At 70.1% G+C, this 16,267-nt stretch carries 16 protein-coding genes and 1 pseudogene; 4 read left to right on the forward strand and 13 right to left on the reverse strand.

The window, feature by feature from the left end:
* Window positions 1–83: 83 nt before the first annotated feature.
* Together ACAV_RS20445 and ruvA are read right to left on the reverse strand one after the other, a co-directional pair.
* A complete protein-coding gene (locus tag ACAV_RS20445) occupies window positions 84–1,676 on the reverse strand; it encodes a trypsin-like serine peptidase (RefSeq protein ID WP_013596485.1) in 1,593 nt (530 codons plus the stop codon).
* A gap of 66 nt (window positions 1,677–1,742) precedes the next feature.
* Window positions 1,743–2,315 carry a Holliday junction branch migration protein RuvA gene (ruvA, locus tag ACAV_RS20450; RefSeq protein ID WP_013596486.1) on the reverse strand — a complete coding sequence of 191 codons (573 nt, stop codon included), beginning with the start codon at window positions 2,313–2,315 and terminating at the stop codon, window positions 1,743–1,745.
* 48 nt (window positions 2,316–2,363) lie between these two features.
* Here ruvA and ACAV_RS20455 point away from each other — a divergent pair, with 48 nt between their 5' ends.
* Window positions 2,364–3,314, forward strand: a complete 951-nt coding sequence (locus ACAV_RS20455; protein WP_013596487.1) for a PhoH family protein — start codon at window positions 2,364–2,366, stop codon at window positions 3,312–3,314.
* Window positions 3,315–3,509: 195 nt separating this feature from the next.
* On the opposite strand, the gene ACAV_RS20460 is transcribed toward ACAV_RS20455, so the two are convergent.
* From ACAV_RS20460 to ACAV_RS20470, 4 genes and pseudogenes are all read right to left on the reverse strand, one after another.
* Window positions 3,510–3,923, reverse strand: a complete 414-nt coding sequence (locus ACAV_RS20460; RefSeq protein WP_013596488.1) for a hypothetical protein — start codon at window positions 3,921–3,923, stop codon at window positions 3,510–3,512.
* A 55-nt stretch (window positions 3,924–3,978) separates the two neighbouring features.
* A pseudogene (locus tag ACAV_RS24240) lies at window positions 3,979–4,390 on the reverse strand (hypothetical protein).
* A 55-nt stretch (window positions 4,391–4,445) separates the two neighbouring features.
* Entirely contained in the window at window positions 4,446–4,856 is a 411-nt protein-coding gene (locus ACAV_RS20465) for a hypothetical protein (RefSeq protein ID WP_013596489.1), read from the reverse strand.
* Window positions 4,856–5,746 (reverse strand): DUF6402 family protein, encoded by an 891-nt coding sequence (locus ACAV_RS20470; RefSeq protein WP_013596490.1) that lies wholly within the window; start codon window positions 5,744–5,746, stop codon window positions 4,856–4,858. Before ACAV_RS20470 ends, ACAV_RS20465 begins: the two co-directional genes overlap by 1 nt.
* 363 nt (window positions 5,747–6,109) lie before the next feature.
* Between ACAV_RS20470 and ybeY the strand changes: the two genes are divergently transcribed.
* Window positions 6,110–6,568: an rRNA maturation RNase YbeY gene (gene ybeY / locus ACAV_RS20475; protein WP_013596491.1), complete on the forward strand. Its 459-nt coding sequence runs from the start codon at window positions 6,110–6,112 to the stop codon at window positions 6,566–6,568.
* 111 nt (window positions 6,569–6,679) lie between these two features.
* Here the strand turns inward: ybeY and dtd are convergent, their stop codons facing one another.
* The 6 genes from dtd to dbpA all read right to left on the reverse strand — a co-directional run bounded on the left by dtd (window position 6,680) and on the right by dbpA (window position 12,345).
* Entirely contained in the window at window positions 6,680–7,135 is a 456-nt protein-coding gene (gene dtd / locus ACAV_RS20480; RefSeq protein WP_013596492.1) for a D-aminoacyl-tRNA deacylase, read from the reverse strand.
* Window positions 7,132–8,055: a cation diffusion facilitator family transporter gene (locus ACAV_RS20485; protein ID WP_013596493.1), complete on the reverse strand. Its 924-nt coding sequence runs from the start codon at window positions 8,053–8,055 to the stop codon at window positions 7,132–7,134. The genes dtd and ACAV_RS20485 overlap by 4 nt, the downstream gene beginning before the upstream one ends.
* A 122-nt stretch (window positions 8,056–8,177) precedes the next feature.
* Complete coding sequence (locus ACAV_RS20490) at window positions 8,178–8,996, reverse strand: amidohydrolase family protein (RefSeq protein ID WP_013596494.1); 819 nt, start codon at window positions 8,994–8,996, stop codon at window positions 8,178–8,180.
* 5 nt (window positions 8,997–9,001) lie between these two features.
* Window positions 9,002–10,027, reverse strand: a complete 1,026-nt coding sequence (locus tag ACAV_RS20495) for a tripartite tricarboxylate transporter substrate binding protein (RefSeq protein ID WP_013596495.1) — start codon at window positions 10,025–10,027, stop codon at window positions 9,002–9,004.
* A gap of 23 nt (window positions 10,028–10,050) precedes the next feature.
* The gene (locus tag ACAV_RS20500; RefSeq protein WP_013596496.1) at window positions 10,051–10,791 is read right to left on the reverse strand and encodes a GntR family transcriptional regulator; all 741 of its coding nucleotides are present in this window, start codon (window positions 10,789–10,791) and stop codon (window positions 10,051–10,053) included.
* Window positions 10,792–10,908: 117 nt separating this feature from the next.
* Entirely contained in the window at window positions 10,909–12,345 is a 1,437-nt protein-coding gene (gene dbpA, locus ACAV_RS20505; protein WP_013596497.1) for an ATP-dependent RNA helicase DbpA, read from the reverse strand.
* 65 nt (window positions 12,346–12,410) lie between these two features.
* On the opposite strand from dbpA, the gene ACAV_RS20510 reads away from it, so the two are divergent.
* Together ACAV_RS20510 and ACAV_RS20515 are read left to right on the forward strand one after the other, a co-directional pair.
* Window positions 12,411–13,892, forward strand: a complete 1,482-nt coding sequence (locus ACAV_RS20510) for an AMP nucleosidase (RefSeq protein ID WP_013596498.1) — start codon at window positions 12,411–12,413, stop codon at window positions 13,890–13,892.
* Window positions 13,893–13,920: 28 nt separating this feature from the next.
* A complete protein-coding gene (locus ACAV_RS20515; RefSeq protein ID WP_013596499.1) occupies window positions 13,921–15,111 on the forward strand; it encodes a GGDEF domain-containing protein in 1,191 nt (396 codons plus the stop codon).
* Between the two features lie 48 nt (window positions 15,112–15,159).
* On the opposite strand, the gene ACAV_RS20520 is transcribed toward ACAV_RS20515, so the two are convergent.
* Window positions 15,160–16,236, reverse strand: a complete 1,077-nt coding sequence (locus ACAV_RS20520) for a porin (RefSeq protein WP_013596500.1) — start codon at window positions 16,234–16,236, stop codon at window positions 15,160–15,162.
* Between the last annotated feature and the right edge of the window lie 31 nt (window positions 16,237–16,267).

Consider the following 16,267-nt stretch of genomic DNA (forward strand, 5'->3'; position numbering starts at 1 on the left):
GAGCGCGGCCGCGGCAAAACGATCCTGCCCGGCCGTTCCGTTGCGGGCGGCACACGCCGGCCCGGCCGGCGGCCGGGCGCGCATCACCCCTGCGCCACGGAGGCGGCCTCCTGCGGAGCCGCCGGCGTGCCATGGCCGCTGTGGCCGTGGTGGGGAAGCACGCGTGGCTGGTGGCCGCGGTGGCGGGCGGGGGTCGCCGGGGACAGCCATTCCTTGAGCGCCGCCTGGTAGGCATGGTCGAAGCGGCCGTACACCCGCACCCCGTCCACCGAGCATTGCCCGTCGCCCGAGAAGCCGTAGAGCGTGCCGATCACCCGGCCGCCCTGGAACAGCGCCGAGCCGCTGCTGCCGCGCTCCATCGTGCCGCGGTCGAGGCTGACATCGTAGTAGTTCGCCGTGTCACCCGTCGCGGAGTCGCAGGTCAGGCTCTCGAGGTCGCCGGAGCAGGCAAGCGTGCCCATGATGCTGCCGAAGCTGATCCTCTGCAGGTCGCCGCGCGGATGGTGGATGCCGACGATCGCCGAAGACTCGGCCTGCGGGCCCGCATCCCACGCCGCGAACACGGCGCCGGGCGGCGGCGCGTCGTTGAGGCGCAGGAAGGCCGTATCGGTGTCGGCGCCCGAGTAGAGCAGCACGGCACCGCCCGTGCGCGTCGCCGCGCCCGGCGATAGCGTACGGTTGTTGCAGGACGAAGACCGGAAGAACCAGTCGGTCTGCAGCGTGGACGCCACCGTCTGGGACGGGATGCAGTGGTTGGCGGTGAGGAAGTAAGGCGTGCGCGTGCCGTCGCGGTCGTTGAGCAGCGTGCCGGTGCAGAAATGCGCCCCCGTGGAGTCCACGAAGACCATGCGCGCCACCGCGTTGCGCTGCTGCGCATAGTCGTCGTAGCAGGTGGAGTCCAGGTTGCAGGCCACGGCGTCGCCGACGTTCTTGGTGACCAGCGCATCCTCGCTGCCGGAAGACAGCGAAAGGTCTTCCTGGATGTGCACCAGTGACGGAATGGCGATGTCGAGCGCATCGGCAGGTGTGCCGGCCGGCAGGTCGATCTCCAGCGTCGCCTCGCTGCCGCCGGTATCGGGCGTCCACCAGGTTTTCGCCGCATCCGACGTGTCGCCGGCAGCCGCGTTGCGGGCCAGGATCTGCAGGACGTCGCCGCCCCGTGTCTCATAGGCGGCATCCGGCCGGTCCTGCCGGTACACGCGCAGCCGCGCCGATTCGGGCAGCCGGCGCACCAGCACGCCCAGGCGCACGCCATAGGCATCCTCGGCCGTGAAGCTGATGGCGGCCCGCAGGCCGCCGTCCGCCGCCGGCGTCCATTGCAGGCGGCCGGCCAGTCCGGCGGCCGAGGCCGTACCGGGCACGGTGCGCAGGGTGCCCACCTTGCGCGGGCCGCCGTGCCCCCCCGTTTCCTCCGCCCGGGTGGACTGCAATGCCGCCAGCGCCACCCGCACAGGTTGCGGCCCGGCCCCGGAGCGTGCTGCGGTGCGCGACGGCACGGCCGCATCCGCGGGCTGGACCGCAGATTCCACCCGCAGCACGGTCTCGCCGGACGAGGAGGCCGTGGCGGTCGAGCCGCCCCCGCCACCGCATCCTGCGATGAGCAATGCTGCCGCGATGCCGGCGAGCACGCCGCCCCGGCGCGCGATCTTCCATTCGGAAGCCCTTTGATTTTTCATGTTGTGGTTCACTTTTTCTCGCCCCTCCCCCAGCGTCCGGCACTGGCATGCCGGGACGGGCCAACTTCACTTCGCCAGTGCCTTGAGCGCCAATTTGATGCCCTCGCTGACCCCCACGTCCTTCGGCAATGCCTTGAGCGCGGAGGCGCCTTCCCTATCGTTGTATCCCAGCGCCAGCAGGGCCTGCAGGATATCGGCCTGCGCGTCGTTCGCGGCCTCGGGGCGGGCGCCGATGTCCACGCCCAGCTTGCCCTTGAGCTCCAGCAGCAGGCGCTCGGCAGTCTTCTTGCCGATGCCGGGCACCTTCACGAGGCGTCCGGCCTCCTGCAGCGACACGGCCTGGGCCAGGTCGTCCACGCCCATGCCGGAGAGGATGGACAGCGCCGTGCGCGGCCCCACGCCGGAGATCTTGATGAGTTCGCGGAACGCCTGCCGCTCCGGGGCGCTGCCGAAGCCATAGAGCAACTGCGCGTCCTCGCGTACGATGAACTGCGTGAGCAACTGCACGCGCTCGCCCACGGCGGGCAGGTTGTAGAAGGTGCTCATCGGCACCTGCACTTCATAGCCCACGCCATGGCAGTCCACCAGCACCTCGGGCGGGTTTTTCTCCAGCAGCGTGCCGGTGAGTTTGCCTATCATCTTCGTCCTGTCTTTTTGTCCTGCTGACGTCCAACCGGAATTATCCGCGTGATCCTGCGCCACACATTCACTCCCCACAACAACACCCGGCTCACGCACCTGTGCGGCCCGGCCGATGCCCACCTGCGCACCATCGAGGCAGCGCTGTCCGTCGGCATCGCGCACCGCCACGAGCAGTTCAAGGTGGACGGTCCCAAGGCCCGGGCCACCCAGGCGATGGAGTTGCTGCAGGCGATCTACGAGATCGCCGACCGGCCCGTCACCGAAGAGCAGGTGCAGCTCATGCTGGCCGGCGACGGCGCCATGCGGGAGGCAGCCGACGGGGCCGTGGTGCTCAACACGCGCCGCGCCGACCTGCGCGCGCGCACGCCCACCCAGAGCGTGTACCTGGACAACATCGCCAGCCACGACATCACCTTCGGCATCGGTCCGGCGGGCACCGGCAAGACCTACCTGGCCGTGGCATGCGCCGTCGATGCGCTGGAGCGCAGCGCGGTGCAGCGCATCGTGCTCACCCGCCCGGCCGTGGAGGCGGGCGAGCGCCTGGGCTTCCTGCCCGGCGACCTGACCCAGAAGGTGGACCCCTACCTGCGCCCGCTCTACGACGCGCTCTACGACCTGATGGGCTACGACAAGGTGCAGAAGGCCTTCGAGCGCAATGCGCTGGAGATCGCGCCGCTGGCGTTCATGCGCGGGCGCACGCTCAACAACGCCTTCGTCATCCTCGACGAGGCGCAGAACACCACGCCCGAGCAGATGAAGATGTTCCTCACGCGCATCGGCTTCGGAGCCCGGGCCGTGGTGACGGGCGACGTGAGCCAGATCGACCTGCCCAAGGGCGCGATGAGCGGCCTGATCGACGCCGAGCGCGTGCTCAAGCGCGTCAAGGGCATCGCCGTGACGCGCTTCACGACCGCGGACGTGGTGCGGCACCCGCTGGTGGCGCGCATCGTGGATGCCTACGATGCACAGCGCAGCAGCCGCTCCGGCGCGGCATGACCGGCGGATCGCTACAGATAAAAGAGCGTCCAACGAAACCCTTCCGGCGCCGTTGCCGCATCTTGTCATTCAGGCGTGGACTGCCTGCGATGCAGCGCCTCGCCAGAACCGCGGCGATGAGACCGCTTCCTCACCACTCCAGCGCGATCGGAAACGGAAGGCGCACGCAGTGCACTTGGCGCCTATCGGGGACGGTCATGCCGGAGGCTCCGTATTGGGGCAACCCGGTATCTGCGCCGCCTCCGTGCATTCCTGCGGTATGTTCTCGAAGACAACCTCCTTGCCCACATAGACTTTGTTGGCTTGCACGGGCGGGTCGAGCTGCCAGCGGATCTCACGGCCGGCCGCCAGATCGACCACCTGGCTTTCCCTCAGCCGCTCCCCGGGATCGATCCGGTAGAGGCGGACGACGGACGGAGCCTTCTGGTCGCGGTGCACGATGCGCTGCCATGGCGATGCGTGGTAGATCTCCAGCCGATACACATGGTGGGGGCTGTTGTAGCTGTTGAACAGTGTCGGCGTGGTGATATACCAGCCCAGCGCCACGCAGGCATCCAGCGCCAGACACCAGACAATGCAGGACACGTTCTTGAGTCGGGGCAGTTTCATCGGCACTCCATCGGAATAGGAAGAGGAAGGCGCGCAGGGCGCTTTGCGTAAGCGGTCATTCCGAAGGCTGGGTGCGGGGGCAACTCGGTATCCGCGCCGCCTCCGTGCATTCCGGTGGGATATTTTCAAACGCGACACTCCCACCCACATAAACTGTGTTGGACTGCACGGGCGGGTCGAGTTGCCATTGGATCCCGCTGCCGTTCATAAGATCGACCACCTTGCTTTCGCCCAGCAGTTCCCTGGGTTCCACGCGGTACAGGCGGACGATGGCCGGATCCTCTTGGTCGTAATGCATGATGCGCTGCCACGGCGATGCATCGTAAATTTACAGCCGATATACATAGTGGGGGCTGTTGTAGCTGTTGAAAAGCGTCGGCCGGGTCGCATACCAGCCCAGCGCCACGCAGGCATGCAGCGCCAGGCCAGACGATGCAGGGCACGTTCTTGAGTAGGGACAGTTTCATCACCACTCCAGCGGGATCGGGAACGCAAGGCGCGCAGGGCGCTTTGCGTAAGCGGTCATTCCGAAGGCTGGGTGCGGGGGCAACTCGGTATCCGCGCCGCCTCCGTGCATTCCGGCGGGATGTTTTCAAACATGACGCTCCCGGCATAGACTGTGTTGAATTGCACGGGCGGATCAAGATGCCAACTGATGTCACCGCCGCCGATGAGATCGACCACCTCGCTTTCTCCCAGCAGTTCTTTGGGCTCGACCCGGTACAGGCGGAAGATGGCGGGGTACTTTTGGTCGTAATGCACGATGCGCTGCCACAGCGATGCGTGGTAAGTCTCCAGCCGATACACATCGTGGGGGCTGTTGTCGATGGTAAAAAGCGTCGGCCGGGTCGCATACCAGCCCAGCGCCACGCAGGCATGCAGCGCCAGGCACCAGACGATGCAGGGCACGTTCTTGAGTCGGGACAGTTTCATCACCACTCCAGCGTAATCGGGAACGCAAGGCGCACGCGGTGCACATCGGAGACGACCATGAAATCCCCGCCCCGGCCATGCAGGGCGCGCCATTGCCGGAAATGCCGGTTCTGCACCAGATAGCTCTGGCGGCTCGCGTCGTCGGCATCGGCGTATATCCACTGATCGTCGAGGGGAATGTCCACTACGGACCGGGGGGAACGCTTCACGCCGAGAGGCCCCCAGAAGCCCAGCGGCTGCGACAGGAAGGAATCGTCGTTGAAGTCATAGGAGTCGCGCAGGTAGAAGGCCAACTCGTCGATCGCGATGGATACCTTGCCCGATCCCCTGGGCCCTGCGGGCGTCACCAGGCCCGACACCGCGATCTTGAGCGTCGCCTCGCCCATGGCCCCATAGAAGTCGTCCAGGGGATCGCCGAATCGGCCTACGTTCAGGAAATTCACCTGGCAGGTGTCGTCCAGGATCTTGGCCGACTGGTTCAGATCGCCGAAACGCCAGGGCCGGATTTGTCCTCCCGTCTGCTGTTCAACACGCTTCTTTAGCTCCACCATTCCCGCTGGGCTGTTCCAGCGTGCCTGCAATTGGGACACGGCGGCTTGCACACGGGAGAAGCCCAAGGCCCAGTCCATGGTAACCACGTTTTCTTCCAGTTGCGAGGCGGGCAACTGGTGTAGCTTGTTTGGCGACTTGCTGATTTTGATCGGCAGGCTGATCGCAAACCCCACGCCCCTGAACCACCGCTCCATCAGCGCCGCCGCCACCGGCCACCCCAGGCGCGAGCGCATCACGCCCGGAATCTCATCGAGCCGGAAGCGCCGAACCCTGGGCGGCAGTTTCTTTTCGAGTTCCGCGCGAAGCTCCTCTCTATCGACCTGAACAATAGGATCCATCACCCTTCCCTCTCCTCGTTTTCGGGGCCGGATTCTCCGGGCAAAAGCGCCCGGGATCGGAGGGATGGAGCGGCGGCGTGGTGACGGCGTGTAACGGTGCCGGGCAGCCGCGCCGATGGGTGGGATCGGCCATGCCGAGAATCGCTTCTTTCTTCATAGCAAACTATCGATATTTTTCAGCGGCACGGGGGCAAAATGGCTGGACGCGCTTGGGCACACCCGCGACAGCCGGGGGGACAGCCGGCGCACTCCGCCGCGCAGCCTGCGATGCAGCACCTCGCCAGCACCGCTGCGCCGAGTTCCGTCGGCGGCTTTCGCATCAAATAGCGAACCATTCAACCCATACGACGACGCTAGGCTCCCATGGCCCTGAACCAGCTCAACCTTTCACTGCAGTTCGCCCGGTTCGCCGGGGTGCAGGCCCACCGCGACGCGCTGCCCCGCCATGCCGTGGCCCGCTGGATCCGCCACGCGCTCGCCACCGACGCGGAAATCACCGTGCGCATCGTCGATGCCGAAGAGGGCCAGGCCCTGAACCGCGAGTACCGGCACAAGGACTACGCCACCAACGTGCTCACCTTCGACTACGCGCAGGAGCCCGTGGTCATGGCCGACCTGGTGCTTTGCGCCCCCGTGGTCGAGCGCGAGGCCCGCGAGCAGAACAAGGCGCTGCACGAGCACTACGCCCACCTGCTGGTGCACGGCACCCTGCACGCCCAGGGCTGGGACCACGAGACCAGCGCCGAGGACGCGGACGAGATGGAGGCCTACGAGACGGCCATCATGCAGGAGCTGGGCTTCGCCGACCCCTACGCGGATTGAGAACGGCCCGCAGAACCCTTCCGGCGTCGTTGCCGCATCTTGTCGTACTGCGCGTACTGCCTGCGATGCGACGCCTCGCCGGAACCGCTTCGCTGGGTTCTGCGCGCCGTTCTAGACCATGCCCGGCGGGGCGATCCGCAGCGGGATCGTCACCGGCCCGTCGTTGACGAGGTGCACCTGCATCTCGGCCGCGAAGCGCCCGGTCTCCACCACCGGGTGCAGGGCGCGGGCGCGTGCCACGAAGTGGTCGTAGAGCCGGCGGCCATCGTCCGGCGCGGCCGCCTGCGTGAAGCTCGGCCGGTTGCCGCCGCGCGTGTCCGCCGCCAGGGTGAACTGGCTCACGAGCAGCAGGCCTCCGCCCGTGTCCTGCACGCTGCGGTTCATCTTGCCCGCTTCGTCGGCGAAGATGCGCAGCTTGAGCAGCTTGTCGAGGAGGCGATCGGCCTGCGCTTCGGTGTCGCCGCGTTCGGCGCACACCAGCACGAGCAGGCCGGGGCCGATGCGGCCCACGGTGGCTCCGTCGATCTCCACGCGCGCCTCGCGCACGCGCTGCAGCAGTCCCATCATGGGTGCAGGCTCCTGGTTTCGTCGTCTTCCATGGGGGTGGCCACGGCTTCCATGCCCGTGGGCAGCAGTTCGATGGTGGCGCGCAGCCCGGGCACGGCATCCACCAGCGCCTGCTCCACCGCGCCCCGCAGCCGCGCGGCCTCGGCCAGGCTCCAGTCGCCCGGCACATGCAGGTGCAGGGACACATGCCGGCGGCGCCCGGCGCGGCGCGTGGCCACGTGGTCGAAATGCACGCCGGGCTGGCGTTGGGTGAAGGCGGCCAGCGCCGCGTCGATGGCCGCGCGCTCCTGTGGCTCCACGGCCTCGTCCATCAGGCCCTGCGATGCACGCCAGACGAGGCGGGAGCCTTCCCGCATGATGTTCAGCGCCACGGCGATCGCCACCACGGGATCGAGCCAGAGCCAGCCCGTGGCCATCACGCCGAGGATGCCCGCCACCACGCCGGCCGACGTCCAGACGTCCGTGATCAGGTGCCGGGCATCGCCCTCCAGCGCCACGGAGCGGTAGGCCCGCGCCGAGCGCAGCATCATCCAGGCGAGCAGGCCGTTGAGGGCCGAGCTGGCCACCGACAGCGCCAGGCCCCAGCCCAGTTGCTCGATGGGTGCGGGCACCAGCAGCCGGTGCACCGAGGCCCAGAGGATGGCCAGCGCAGCCCCCAGCACGAGGATGCCCTCGAACCCGGAAGAAAAGTATTCGGCCTTGTGGTGGCCGAAGGGATGGTCGCCGTCGGCCGGGCGCTCCGCCACCGCGACCATCATGAGCGCGAACACGGCGCCCGCCAGGTTGACGAACGATTCGAGAGCATCCGACAACAGCCCGACGGAGCCGGTCAGATACCAGGCGGCACCCTTGAGGCCGATGGTGGCGAACGCCACGCCGACGGAGATCCAGAGCAGCGTGCGCGGTGGCAGGGGCTTCATGCGTGGCCTCCGTGGCGGGCGGTGCGGCGCCGGCATGGCGGGAGCGAAGGGGTCTGGATCATGGCCGTCGGGAAAGACTGCCCGGATTCTGCCCGAGAGGCATGTCATCGGGCCGGCAGCTCTCAGGCGTAGAGATCCCCGGCCCGCTGCCGCGCCGCCCCGGCGGCATCGATGCCGATCGCTTCCACGACCGGGGTCCACACGCCGGCGTAGTCCGGCAGCCGGTCCGGAGCGAAAGCGGTGTGCGGCCAGTCCGACCCCCACACCATGCGCTGCGGCATGCGGCGCGCCACGCGCTCGATGTGCGCGCGCAGCGCCGTGTAGGGGGCCTGGGCGCGCAGCCGGTACCAGCCCGACAGCTTCACCCAGGCGCCCAGGCCGGCCAGGCGGTCCAGGTGGTTCCAGGCCGCGTCCTGCACCGGCAGTTCGGCATGCAGGCCTGCCAGGTGGTCGAGCACGCAGCCCAGGCCGCTGCGCTCGTGCCACTGCGCGATGCGCTCGAGATCGACGGCATGGGCGTACCACTGCACGTGCCAGTCCCGTTCGCGCAGGCGCGGCGCGAGCGCGTCGAGGTCCTGCGGGCCGTTGCCCACGGGCGACACGAGGTTGAAGCGGATGCCGCGCACGCCGAGGGCATGCATGCGGTCCAGCTCCGCGTCGGCGATGGAGGGATCGACCACGGCCACGCCCCGGTGCACGCCGGGGCGCACGGCCAGCGCCGCGAGCATCACGCCGTTGTCGGTGCCATAGACACTGGGCTGCACCAGCACCAGGCGGCCCACGCCGTGGGCGGCGGCCAGTGCCTCGATGCGCGCGAGCGGCTGGTGTGCCGGACGGTAGTGGCCCGGCTGCACGGGAGCCCCGGCATCGAACACGTGCACATGCGCATCCCAGCGCCCGGCCTCCGCGGCACCGGGTGCCGGGAAGGAAAGTTCAGCCATGTGGCTCATCCCACCGAAATTCCGCGCTCGCGGACGACCTGGGCCCACTGCGCCTGCTGCGCCTGGATGAACTTCGCGGCGCTCGCCTGCGAGGCATCTGCGAACACGTCGCCCCCCAGGGCGCGCACCCGCGCCAGCACCTCGGCATCGGCCAGCGCCTTGCGGATGGCGCCCACCAGCGCCTCCCGGGTATCCGCCGGCAGCCCGGCCGGCGCCAGCACGGGGTTCCACTCCAGCACCTCGTAATGGGGCACGCCCACCTCGGCCATGGTCGGCACGGTGGGCAGCGACCGGGCGCGCACCGGCGCCGTCACCGCGAGCGCCCGCAGCCTGCCCGACTGGATGTGGCCCAGGGCGGATGCGACGTTGGCGAAGAACAAAGGCACCTGGCCGCCCATCACGTCGTTCATGGCCGGGCCGCCGCCGCGGTAGGGAATGTGCGAAAGCTTCACGCCCGCGCGCTGCTCGAACAGGGCGCCGGCCAGATGCTGGGCGGAGCCGTTGCCCGACGAGGCATAGGCGATGTCCCCCGGCCGCTCGCGCGCCATGCGGACCACGTCCAGCACCGTGCGCGCCGGGAAGTCCGCCGAGCACACGAGCACGTTCGGGAAGGTGGCCAGCACCGCCAGCGGCGTGAAGGCCTTGTCGGAGTCGTAGGCCATCTTCGGATAGAGCGACGGATTCACGGCGAACGACGAGGCATCGACCAGGAGCGTGGCACCGTCCGGCGCCGCGCGCGCCACGAAAGCCCCCGCGATCTGGCCGCTGGCGCCGGGCTTGTTGTCCACCACCACGCCCTGGCCCAGGGCCTCGCCCAGGCGCGGCGCGATGATGCGGGCCATGAGGTCGGCGCCGCCCCCGGCGGGGTAGGACACCACCAGGGCGACCGGACGGCCGCCTGCGACGGGCGCGGCCCGGCTGGCGCCCCAGGGAGCGCAGAGCGCGCCGGCCGCGGCGCCGAGCAGGATGCCGCGGCGCGAAAGCCGCCCGGCAGGAACGGGGCCGGCAGGCGGCAGGGAGGAATCGGTCATGGGGACAGTCTCCGGAAGGTGTGTCACACGAGCGTGACGGTGTAATGGAATGCGTGGGCATCGCCGCGCGTGGCGCGCCACTCCACGCAGCGGCCCGACAGGTCCATGGCGCGCCGCGTGACGAGGGCGCAGGGGTGGCCGGCCTGCAGGCCGAGCGCCTGCGCCTGCGGCGCGGTGAGGGCGGCGAAGCCGATCTCGTCCACCGCGCGGTGCACGTGCACGCCCAGCCGGGATGCATAGAAGGGATAGAGCAGGTCGCCCCATTCCTGCGGATCGCCCTCCTCCAGCGCCCCGAAGAGATCCAGCGGCAGCCAGATCCGCTCCAGCAGGCAGGGCTCGCCATCGACCAGCCGCAGGCGCTGCAGGCGCAGCGCGCTCTCGCCGGCGGCCAGGCCCAGGGCGCGGGCCACGGCACCGGGCGGCTCGGCGCGCTGGCGCGACAGGATGCGCGAGGCCGGCACGCCCGCCGGTCCTTCGCCGAAGCGGAAGAAACGCAGCATCGACGCACCCGCGATACCGCTGCGCACGAAGGTTCCGCGCCCATGGATGCGCTCGATCAGCCCCTGCTCCACCAGCAGTTCCAGGGCGCGGCGCAGGGTGCCCAGCGCCACGCCGTGCTCGGCCGCCAGGGCCTGCTCGGCCGGCAGCGAGGAGCCGGGGGGCCATTCGCCCCGCACCACGCGGCGGCGCAGGGTTTCCGCGAGCGCCGCATACCGCGCGACGCCCGGCTGGCCAGCGGCATCCAGCGCGATCACTTCAGACATCATCTACTCCTCTAGATGACTAGAAGTCTAAGTGGATTGCCCGCTTCCCGAAGCAGTGCAAACCCTCACAGGCCCGGCGGCCGCCCCCAAGGCGCCACGCCAGGGGTGCGGCACCCGTCAGGCGTCGCCGTCCTCGACCAGCCGCGCCTTGACGCTGCGGCCCTTCACGCGGCCGGACGAGAGCCGCTGCGCGGCCTGCCGCGCCACGCTGCGCTCCACCGCCACGTAGGTGGAGAAGTCGTTCACGTTGATCTTGCCCACCTGCTCGCGCGTGAAGCCCATCTCGCCGGTGAGCGCGCCCAGCACGTCGCCCGCGCGGATCTTTTCCTTGCGGCCGCCGATGATCTGGATCGTGGCCATGGGCGGCTGCAGCGGCCCGCCCGGCGCGGGGGTGAGGCCGGAGAGCGGATGCCACTCCGACGGCCGGCCCTGCAGCACCTCGATGCGCCCCACCTGGCCCATTTCCGGCAGGCTCGCGAGGCTGAGGGCCAGGCCTTCCGCATCAGCGCGGCCGGTGCGCCCGATGCGGTGGATGTGCACCTCCGGGTCGGGTGCCACGTCCACGTTGATGACGGCCTGCAGCCCGGCGATGTCGATGCCGCGCGCGGCCACGTCGGTGGCCACCAGCACGCTGCAGCTGCGGTTGGCGAACTGCACCAGCACCTGGTCGCGGTCGCGCTGCTCCAGGTCGCCGTGCAGGGCCAGGGCGCTGAACCCCTGGGCGCGCAGCACCTCCACCAGGTCGCGGCACTGCTGCTTCGTGTTGCAGAACGCGATGGCGGATTCCGGCCGGAAATGGTTCAGCAGCTGCGAGACGGCATGCAGGCGCTCGCGCTCCTGCACCTCGTACCAGCGCTGCTCGATCTTGCCCTCGGCGTGCTGGGCCTGCACGGCGATGCGCTGCGGGTCTTTCATGAACTGCCGCGCGATCCGCTCGATGCCGTCGGGATAGGTGGCCGAGAACAGCAGCGTCTGGCGGGTGTCCGGGCAGCGGCGCGCCACCTGGGCGATGTCTTCGGAGAAACCCATGTCGAGCATGCGGTCGGCCTCGTCCAGCACGAAGGTGGCCAGCGCGCCGAGGTCGAGCGTGCCGCGCTCGAGGTGGTCCATCACGCGGCCGGGCGTGCCGACGACGACGTGCGCGCCATGCTCCAGGCTCGCGACCTGCCCGCGCAGCGGCACGCCGCCGCAGAGGGTGACGACCTTGATGTTCTCCTGCGCGCGGGCCAGCCGGCGGATCTCGGACGCCACCTGGTCGGCCAGTTCGCGCGTGGGGCAGAGCACCAGCGCCTGCACGGCGAAGCGGCGCGGATTGAGGCGCTCCAGCAGGGCCAGCCCGAAGGCGGCCGTCTTGCCGCTGCCGGTGCTGGCCTGGGCGATCAGGTCGCGGCCCAGCAGGGCGGGCGGCAGGCTGGCCGCCTGGATGGGCGTCATGCGCTCGTAGCCGAGCTGGCGCAGGTTGGCCAGCACCTCGGGGGCGAGCCCGAGGGCGTCGAAGCCTGCGGATGCCGCGGCGGCGGCCTGGGGCGCCGGGGAGGAAGGGGAGGGTTGCATCGCCCGATTATCCCGGCCCGGCCCTTTCCCGGGCACGCCATGCGGCGGGCGTGGACAATACGCCCATGGCCCAGATTCCAGAATTCACAGAGCCCACCTTCCACACCGATCCCGCCGACGCGCTGGCCCAGGTCCAGCGCATCTACCAGGAGCAGATCGGCCACCTGAGAAACGCCATGCAGCGCTTCGTGGCCGGCGAGACGCCGAACGGCCACGTGCGGGCGTTCTATCCCTTCGTGCGGGTGCAGACCACCACGGTGGCGCGCGCGGCCACGCAGCTGGCCTACGGATTCGTGGAAGGACCGGGACGCTACGAGACCACCCTCACCCGCCCCGACCTGTTCGCGCGCTACTACGCCGAACAGTTCCGGCTGCTGCGCGCCAGCCACAACGTCGAACTGGAGGTGGGCATCAGCAACCAGCCCATCCCCATCCACTTCTCGTTCGCCGAACACGACCACATCGAGGGCACCCTGTCGGCCCAGCGCCGCATGCTCATGCGCGACGTGTTCGACCTGCCCGACCTCGCCGCCATGGACGACGGCATCGCCAACGGCACCTGGGAGCCGCGCGCGGGCGAGGCGCAGCCGCTGTCGCTGTTCACCGCGCCGCGCGTGGATTATTCGCTGCACCGCCTGCGCCACTACACGGGCACCGCGCCCGAGTGGTTCCAGAACTTCGTGCTGTTCACGAACTACCAGTTCTACATCGATGAATTCGTGCGCCTTGGCCATGCCGAGATGGCAAACCCCGACAGCGAATACGTCGCCTTCATCGAGCCCGGCAACGTGGTCACGCGCCGCACCGGCCTGCCCGCCGAGGCGGGCGACGACCTCGGCTCCCCGCCGCCGCGCCTGCCGCAGATGCCCGCCTACCACCTCGTGCGCGCCGACCGCAGCGGCACCAGCATGGTGAACATCGGCGTGGGCCCGTCCAACGCCAAGACCATCACCGACCACATCGCCGTGCTGCGGCCGCACGCCTGGATGATGCTGGGCCACTGCGCGGGCCTGCGCAACAGCCAGCAGCTGGGCGACTACGTGCTGGCGCATGCCTACGTGCGCGAGGACCACGTGCTCGACGAGGAACTGCCCCTGTGGGTGCCGATCCCCGCGCTGGCCGAGATCCAGCTCGCGCTGCAGCAGGCGGTGGCGGACGTGACCCAGGTGCCCGAGGACCAGCTCAAGCGCATCATGCGCACCGGCACCGTGGCCAGCACCGACAACCGCAACTGGGAGCTGCTGCCCGACAACATGCCCCAGCGGCGCTTCAGCCAGAGCCGCGCCGTGGCGCTGGACATGGAAAGCGCCACCATCGCCGCCAACGGCTTCCGCTTCCGCGTGCCCTACGGTACGCTGCTGTGCGTGTCCGACAAGCCGCTGCACGGCGAGATCAAGCTGCCGGGCATGGCCAACCACTTCTACCGCGAGCGCGTGGACCAGCATCTGCGCATCGGCATGCGCGCCATCGACATCCTGCGTGCCGGCGGCGTGAGCCGGCTGCACAGCCGCAAGCTGCGCAGCTTCGCGGAAGTCGCCTTCCAGTAGCGGAGCGCCGCGGCGCCGACAACGCACGATGGCGCTGGATTTCGTCACGCTGCTGGCCGTCACGGCCACCAACCTGTTCATGCTCTCGATCGCCCTGCCGCTCATCATGGGGCGGGAGGTCAGCCGTGCCGCGCGCTTCGCGCAGGCCAGCGTGGCGCTGCAGGCCACTTCCTGGGCGGCGATCATCGCGTCCTCCCACCTGTGGGACCAGGTGCTGTCCACGCTCTCCATCGCCAGCGCGGCGGCCGCCCAGTGGGCGCTGTTCACCGCCCTGCAGGAATGGCTGGGGCCGCGCCCGGGGCGGCGCTGGCTGCCCTGGCTGGTCGCCGCGATACCGCTCGGCTACACCCTGGGTTTCGGCAGCTACCCCTTCCGCGTGGGCTGGGCCAACCTGCTGCTGGCCGTGCTGCTGGCCACCGTCGCGCGGGCCACGCTCGTGCCCTGGCGCCCGTCGCCCCGGCACTGGCGCCTGCTGCTGTGCGCCTGCCTCGTCGCGATGGCCGGCTTCACGGGCGCGCGCGGCGTGCTCGGCGCCTTCTTCACCGACGCCTACCCGAGCTTCCGCACGCCGCACCCGGTGAACATCGCCGCCGCGCTCGCCGCCAACGTGACGCTGGTGCTGGGCACGGTGGCGCTGCTCGTCGCATGGCGCACCGAGGCGGAGGACAAGCTGCGCGCCCTGGCCAAGACGGACGCGCTCACCGGCGTGCTCAACCGGCGCGGCTTCGACGTGCGGGGCCGGGCGCTGCTGGCGCATGCGCTGCGGCACGGCCTGCGCGTGACCGCCGTGATGCTGGACGTGGACCACTTCAAGCGCGTGAACGACACGCACGGGCACGGCACGGGCGACCACGTGCTCGCATTCTTCGCGCGGCTGCTGCAGGATGCGACGCGCACGGGCGACGTGGCGGGCCGCATCGGCGGCGAGGAGTTCGCCGTGCTGCTCGCGCATGCCCCGGGCGACCGCGCCGCCGAGAGTTTCGACCGCCGGCTGCGTGCGCGGCTGGCCGCCGACAGCCCGCAGGCCCTGGGATTCCCGGTCGGCTACAGCGCGGGGGCCGCCACCCTGGACGCCGCCCCGCCGGACCCCGGCACCGTGGCCGTCGCCCCGCTGCTCGCCGACCTCATGGCGCGTGCCGACGCGGCCCTCTACGAAGCCAAGCGCGCAGGGCGCGGGCGCATGCAGGTGCAGTCTCCGGCACAGGGTGCGCCGGCCTGAGCGCCGCACGCCGCCACGACGGACGCAGCGGCCACGGCGGCCGCACGCTCAGAACCGGTGGCGGATGCCCACGGCCAGCGTGGTGCCGCGGTCCAGCCCGGAGGCCTTGTCGAACAGTGTCGCCACGTACACGTCCGTGCGTTTGGACAGGTCGTGGTCGTAGCCGAGCGCGAACGAGGTGCGGTTCTGGTCCTGCGCCCCCGCCTCGGTCTTTTCCGTGCGCGCCACGCTGGCCAGCACCTTGCCGGCGCCCAGGGGCACCGCGGCACCCAGCTGGGCCGTCTCCAGGCGCACCTTGCCGCTGGAGCCCTCCAGGCTCGCATGGCGGTACTGGCCGAACAGCCTGACGGCACCGAAGTCGTAGCTGGCCCCCACGGTGGCATTGGTGAAGTCCCGCAGGGTGACCACGCCCGCGGCGGGATCGGACACCGGATTGCGGCGCGGGAACGTGGCCGCGGCACCGCCGGTCTTCTCGTAGCTGACCCCCACGGAGAACTTCGACGCGGGCGCGCCGTAGATGGCGCCCAGGCCCAGCCGCCGGCCGGCGCCCGACCCCTCGCGGGCTGCGTACTGCACGCTGGCCGTCACGTCGGCGAAGGACGGGCTGGTGTAGGCCACCGAATTGCTCCAGCCGGAATCCAGGAATCCGTCGGATGTCATCAGGGACTGGGATGGGCTGGGCAGGTAGTTGTGCAGCAGGAAAGGACTGAGCACCGCCGAATCCCCGAAGGGGTTGAACCGCACGGCCTGCTGGAAACCGGTGGTGGGGACGCGGCCGAGGCGGACGGAACCCGCCGTGGCCGATGCGAGCCCCACCCAGGCGGCACGGGCCCAGTACGGCTCGGTCGCGGACCGCCCGGCGTCGCCGGTGTCCACCCGGATGAAGGAACTCAGGTCGAACTGCGCGCGCAGCCCGCCTCCCAGGTCCTCGGTGCCGGCGATGCCCCAGCGCGAGGTGGACAGGCCACCGCTGGTCACGCCGCCCACGGCGGTTTCGCCGGACAGCTGCCGCCGCGTGACCGCCGCATCGACGGTGCCGTACAGCGTCACGGCGGACTGGGCGTGCGCGCCGGCGCACTGCAGGGCCGCCAGGGCCAGGGCGGCCGGAAGGGAATGCTTGTTCATGTCGTCGTCTCCAGGGGAATGTCGGGTGGAT

It is taken from the genome of Paracidovorax avenae ATCC 19860, assembly GCF_000176855.2.
Taxonomy (GTDB): Bacteria; Pseudomonadota; Gammaproteobacteria; order Burkholderiales; family Burkholderiaceae_C; genus Paracidovorax; species Paracidovorax avenae.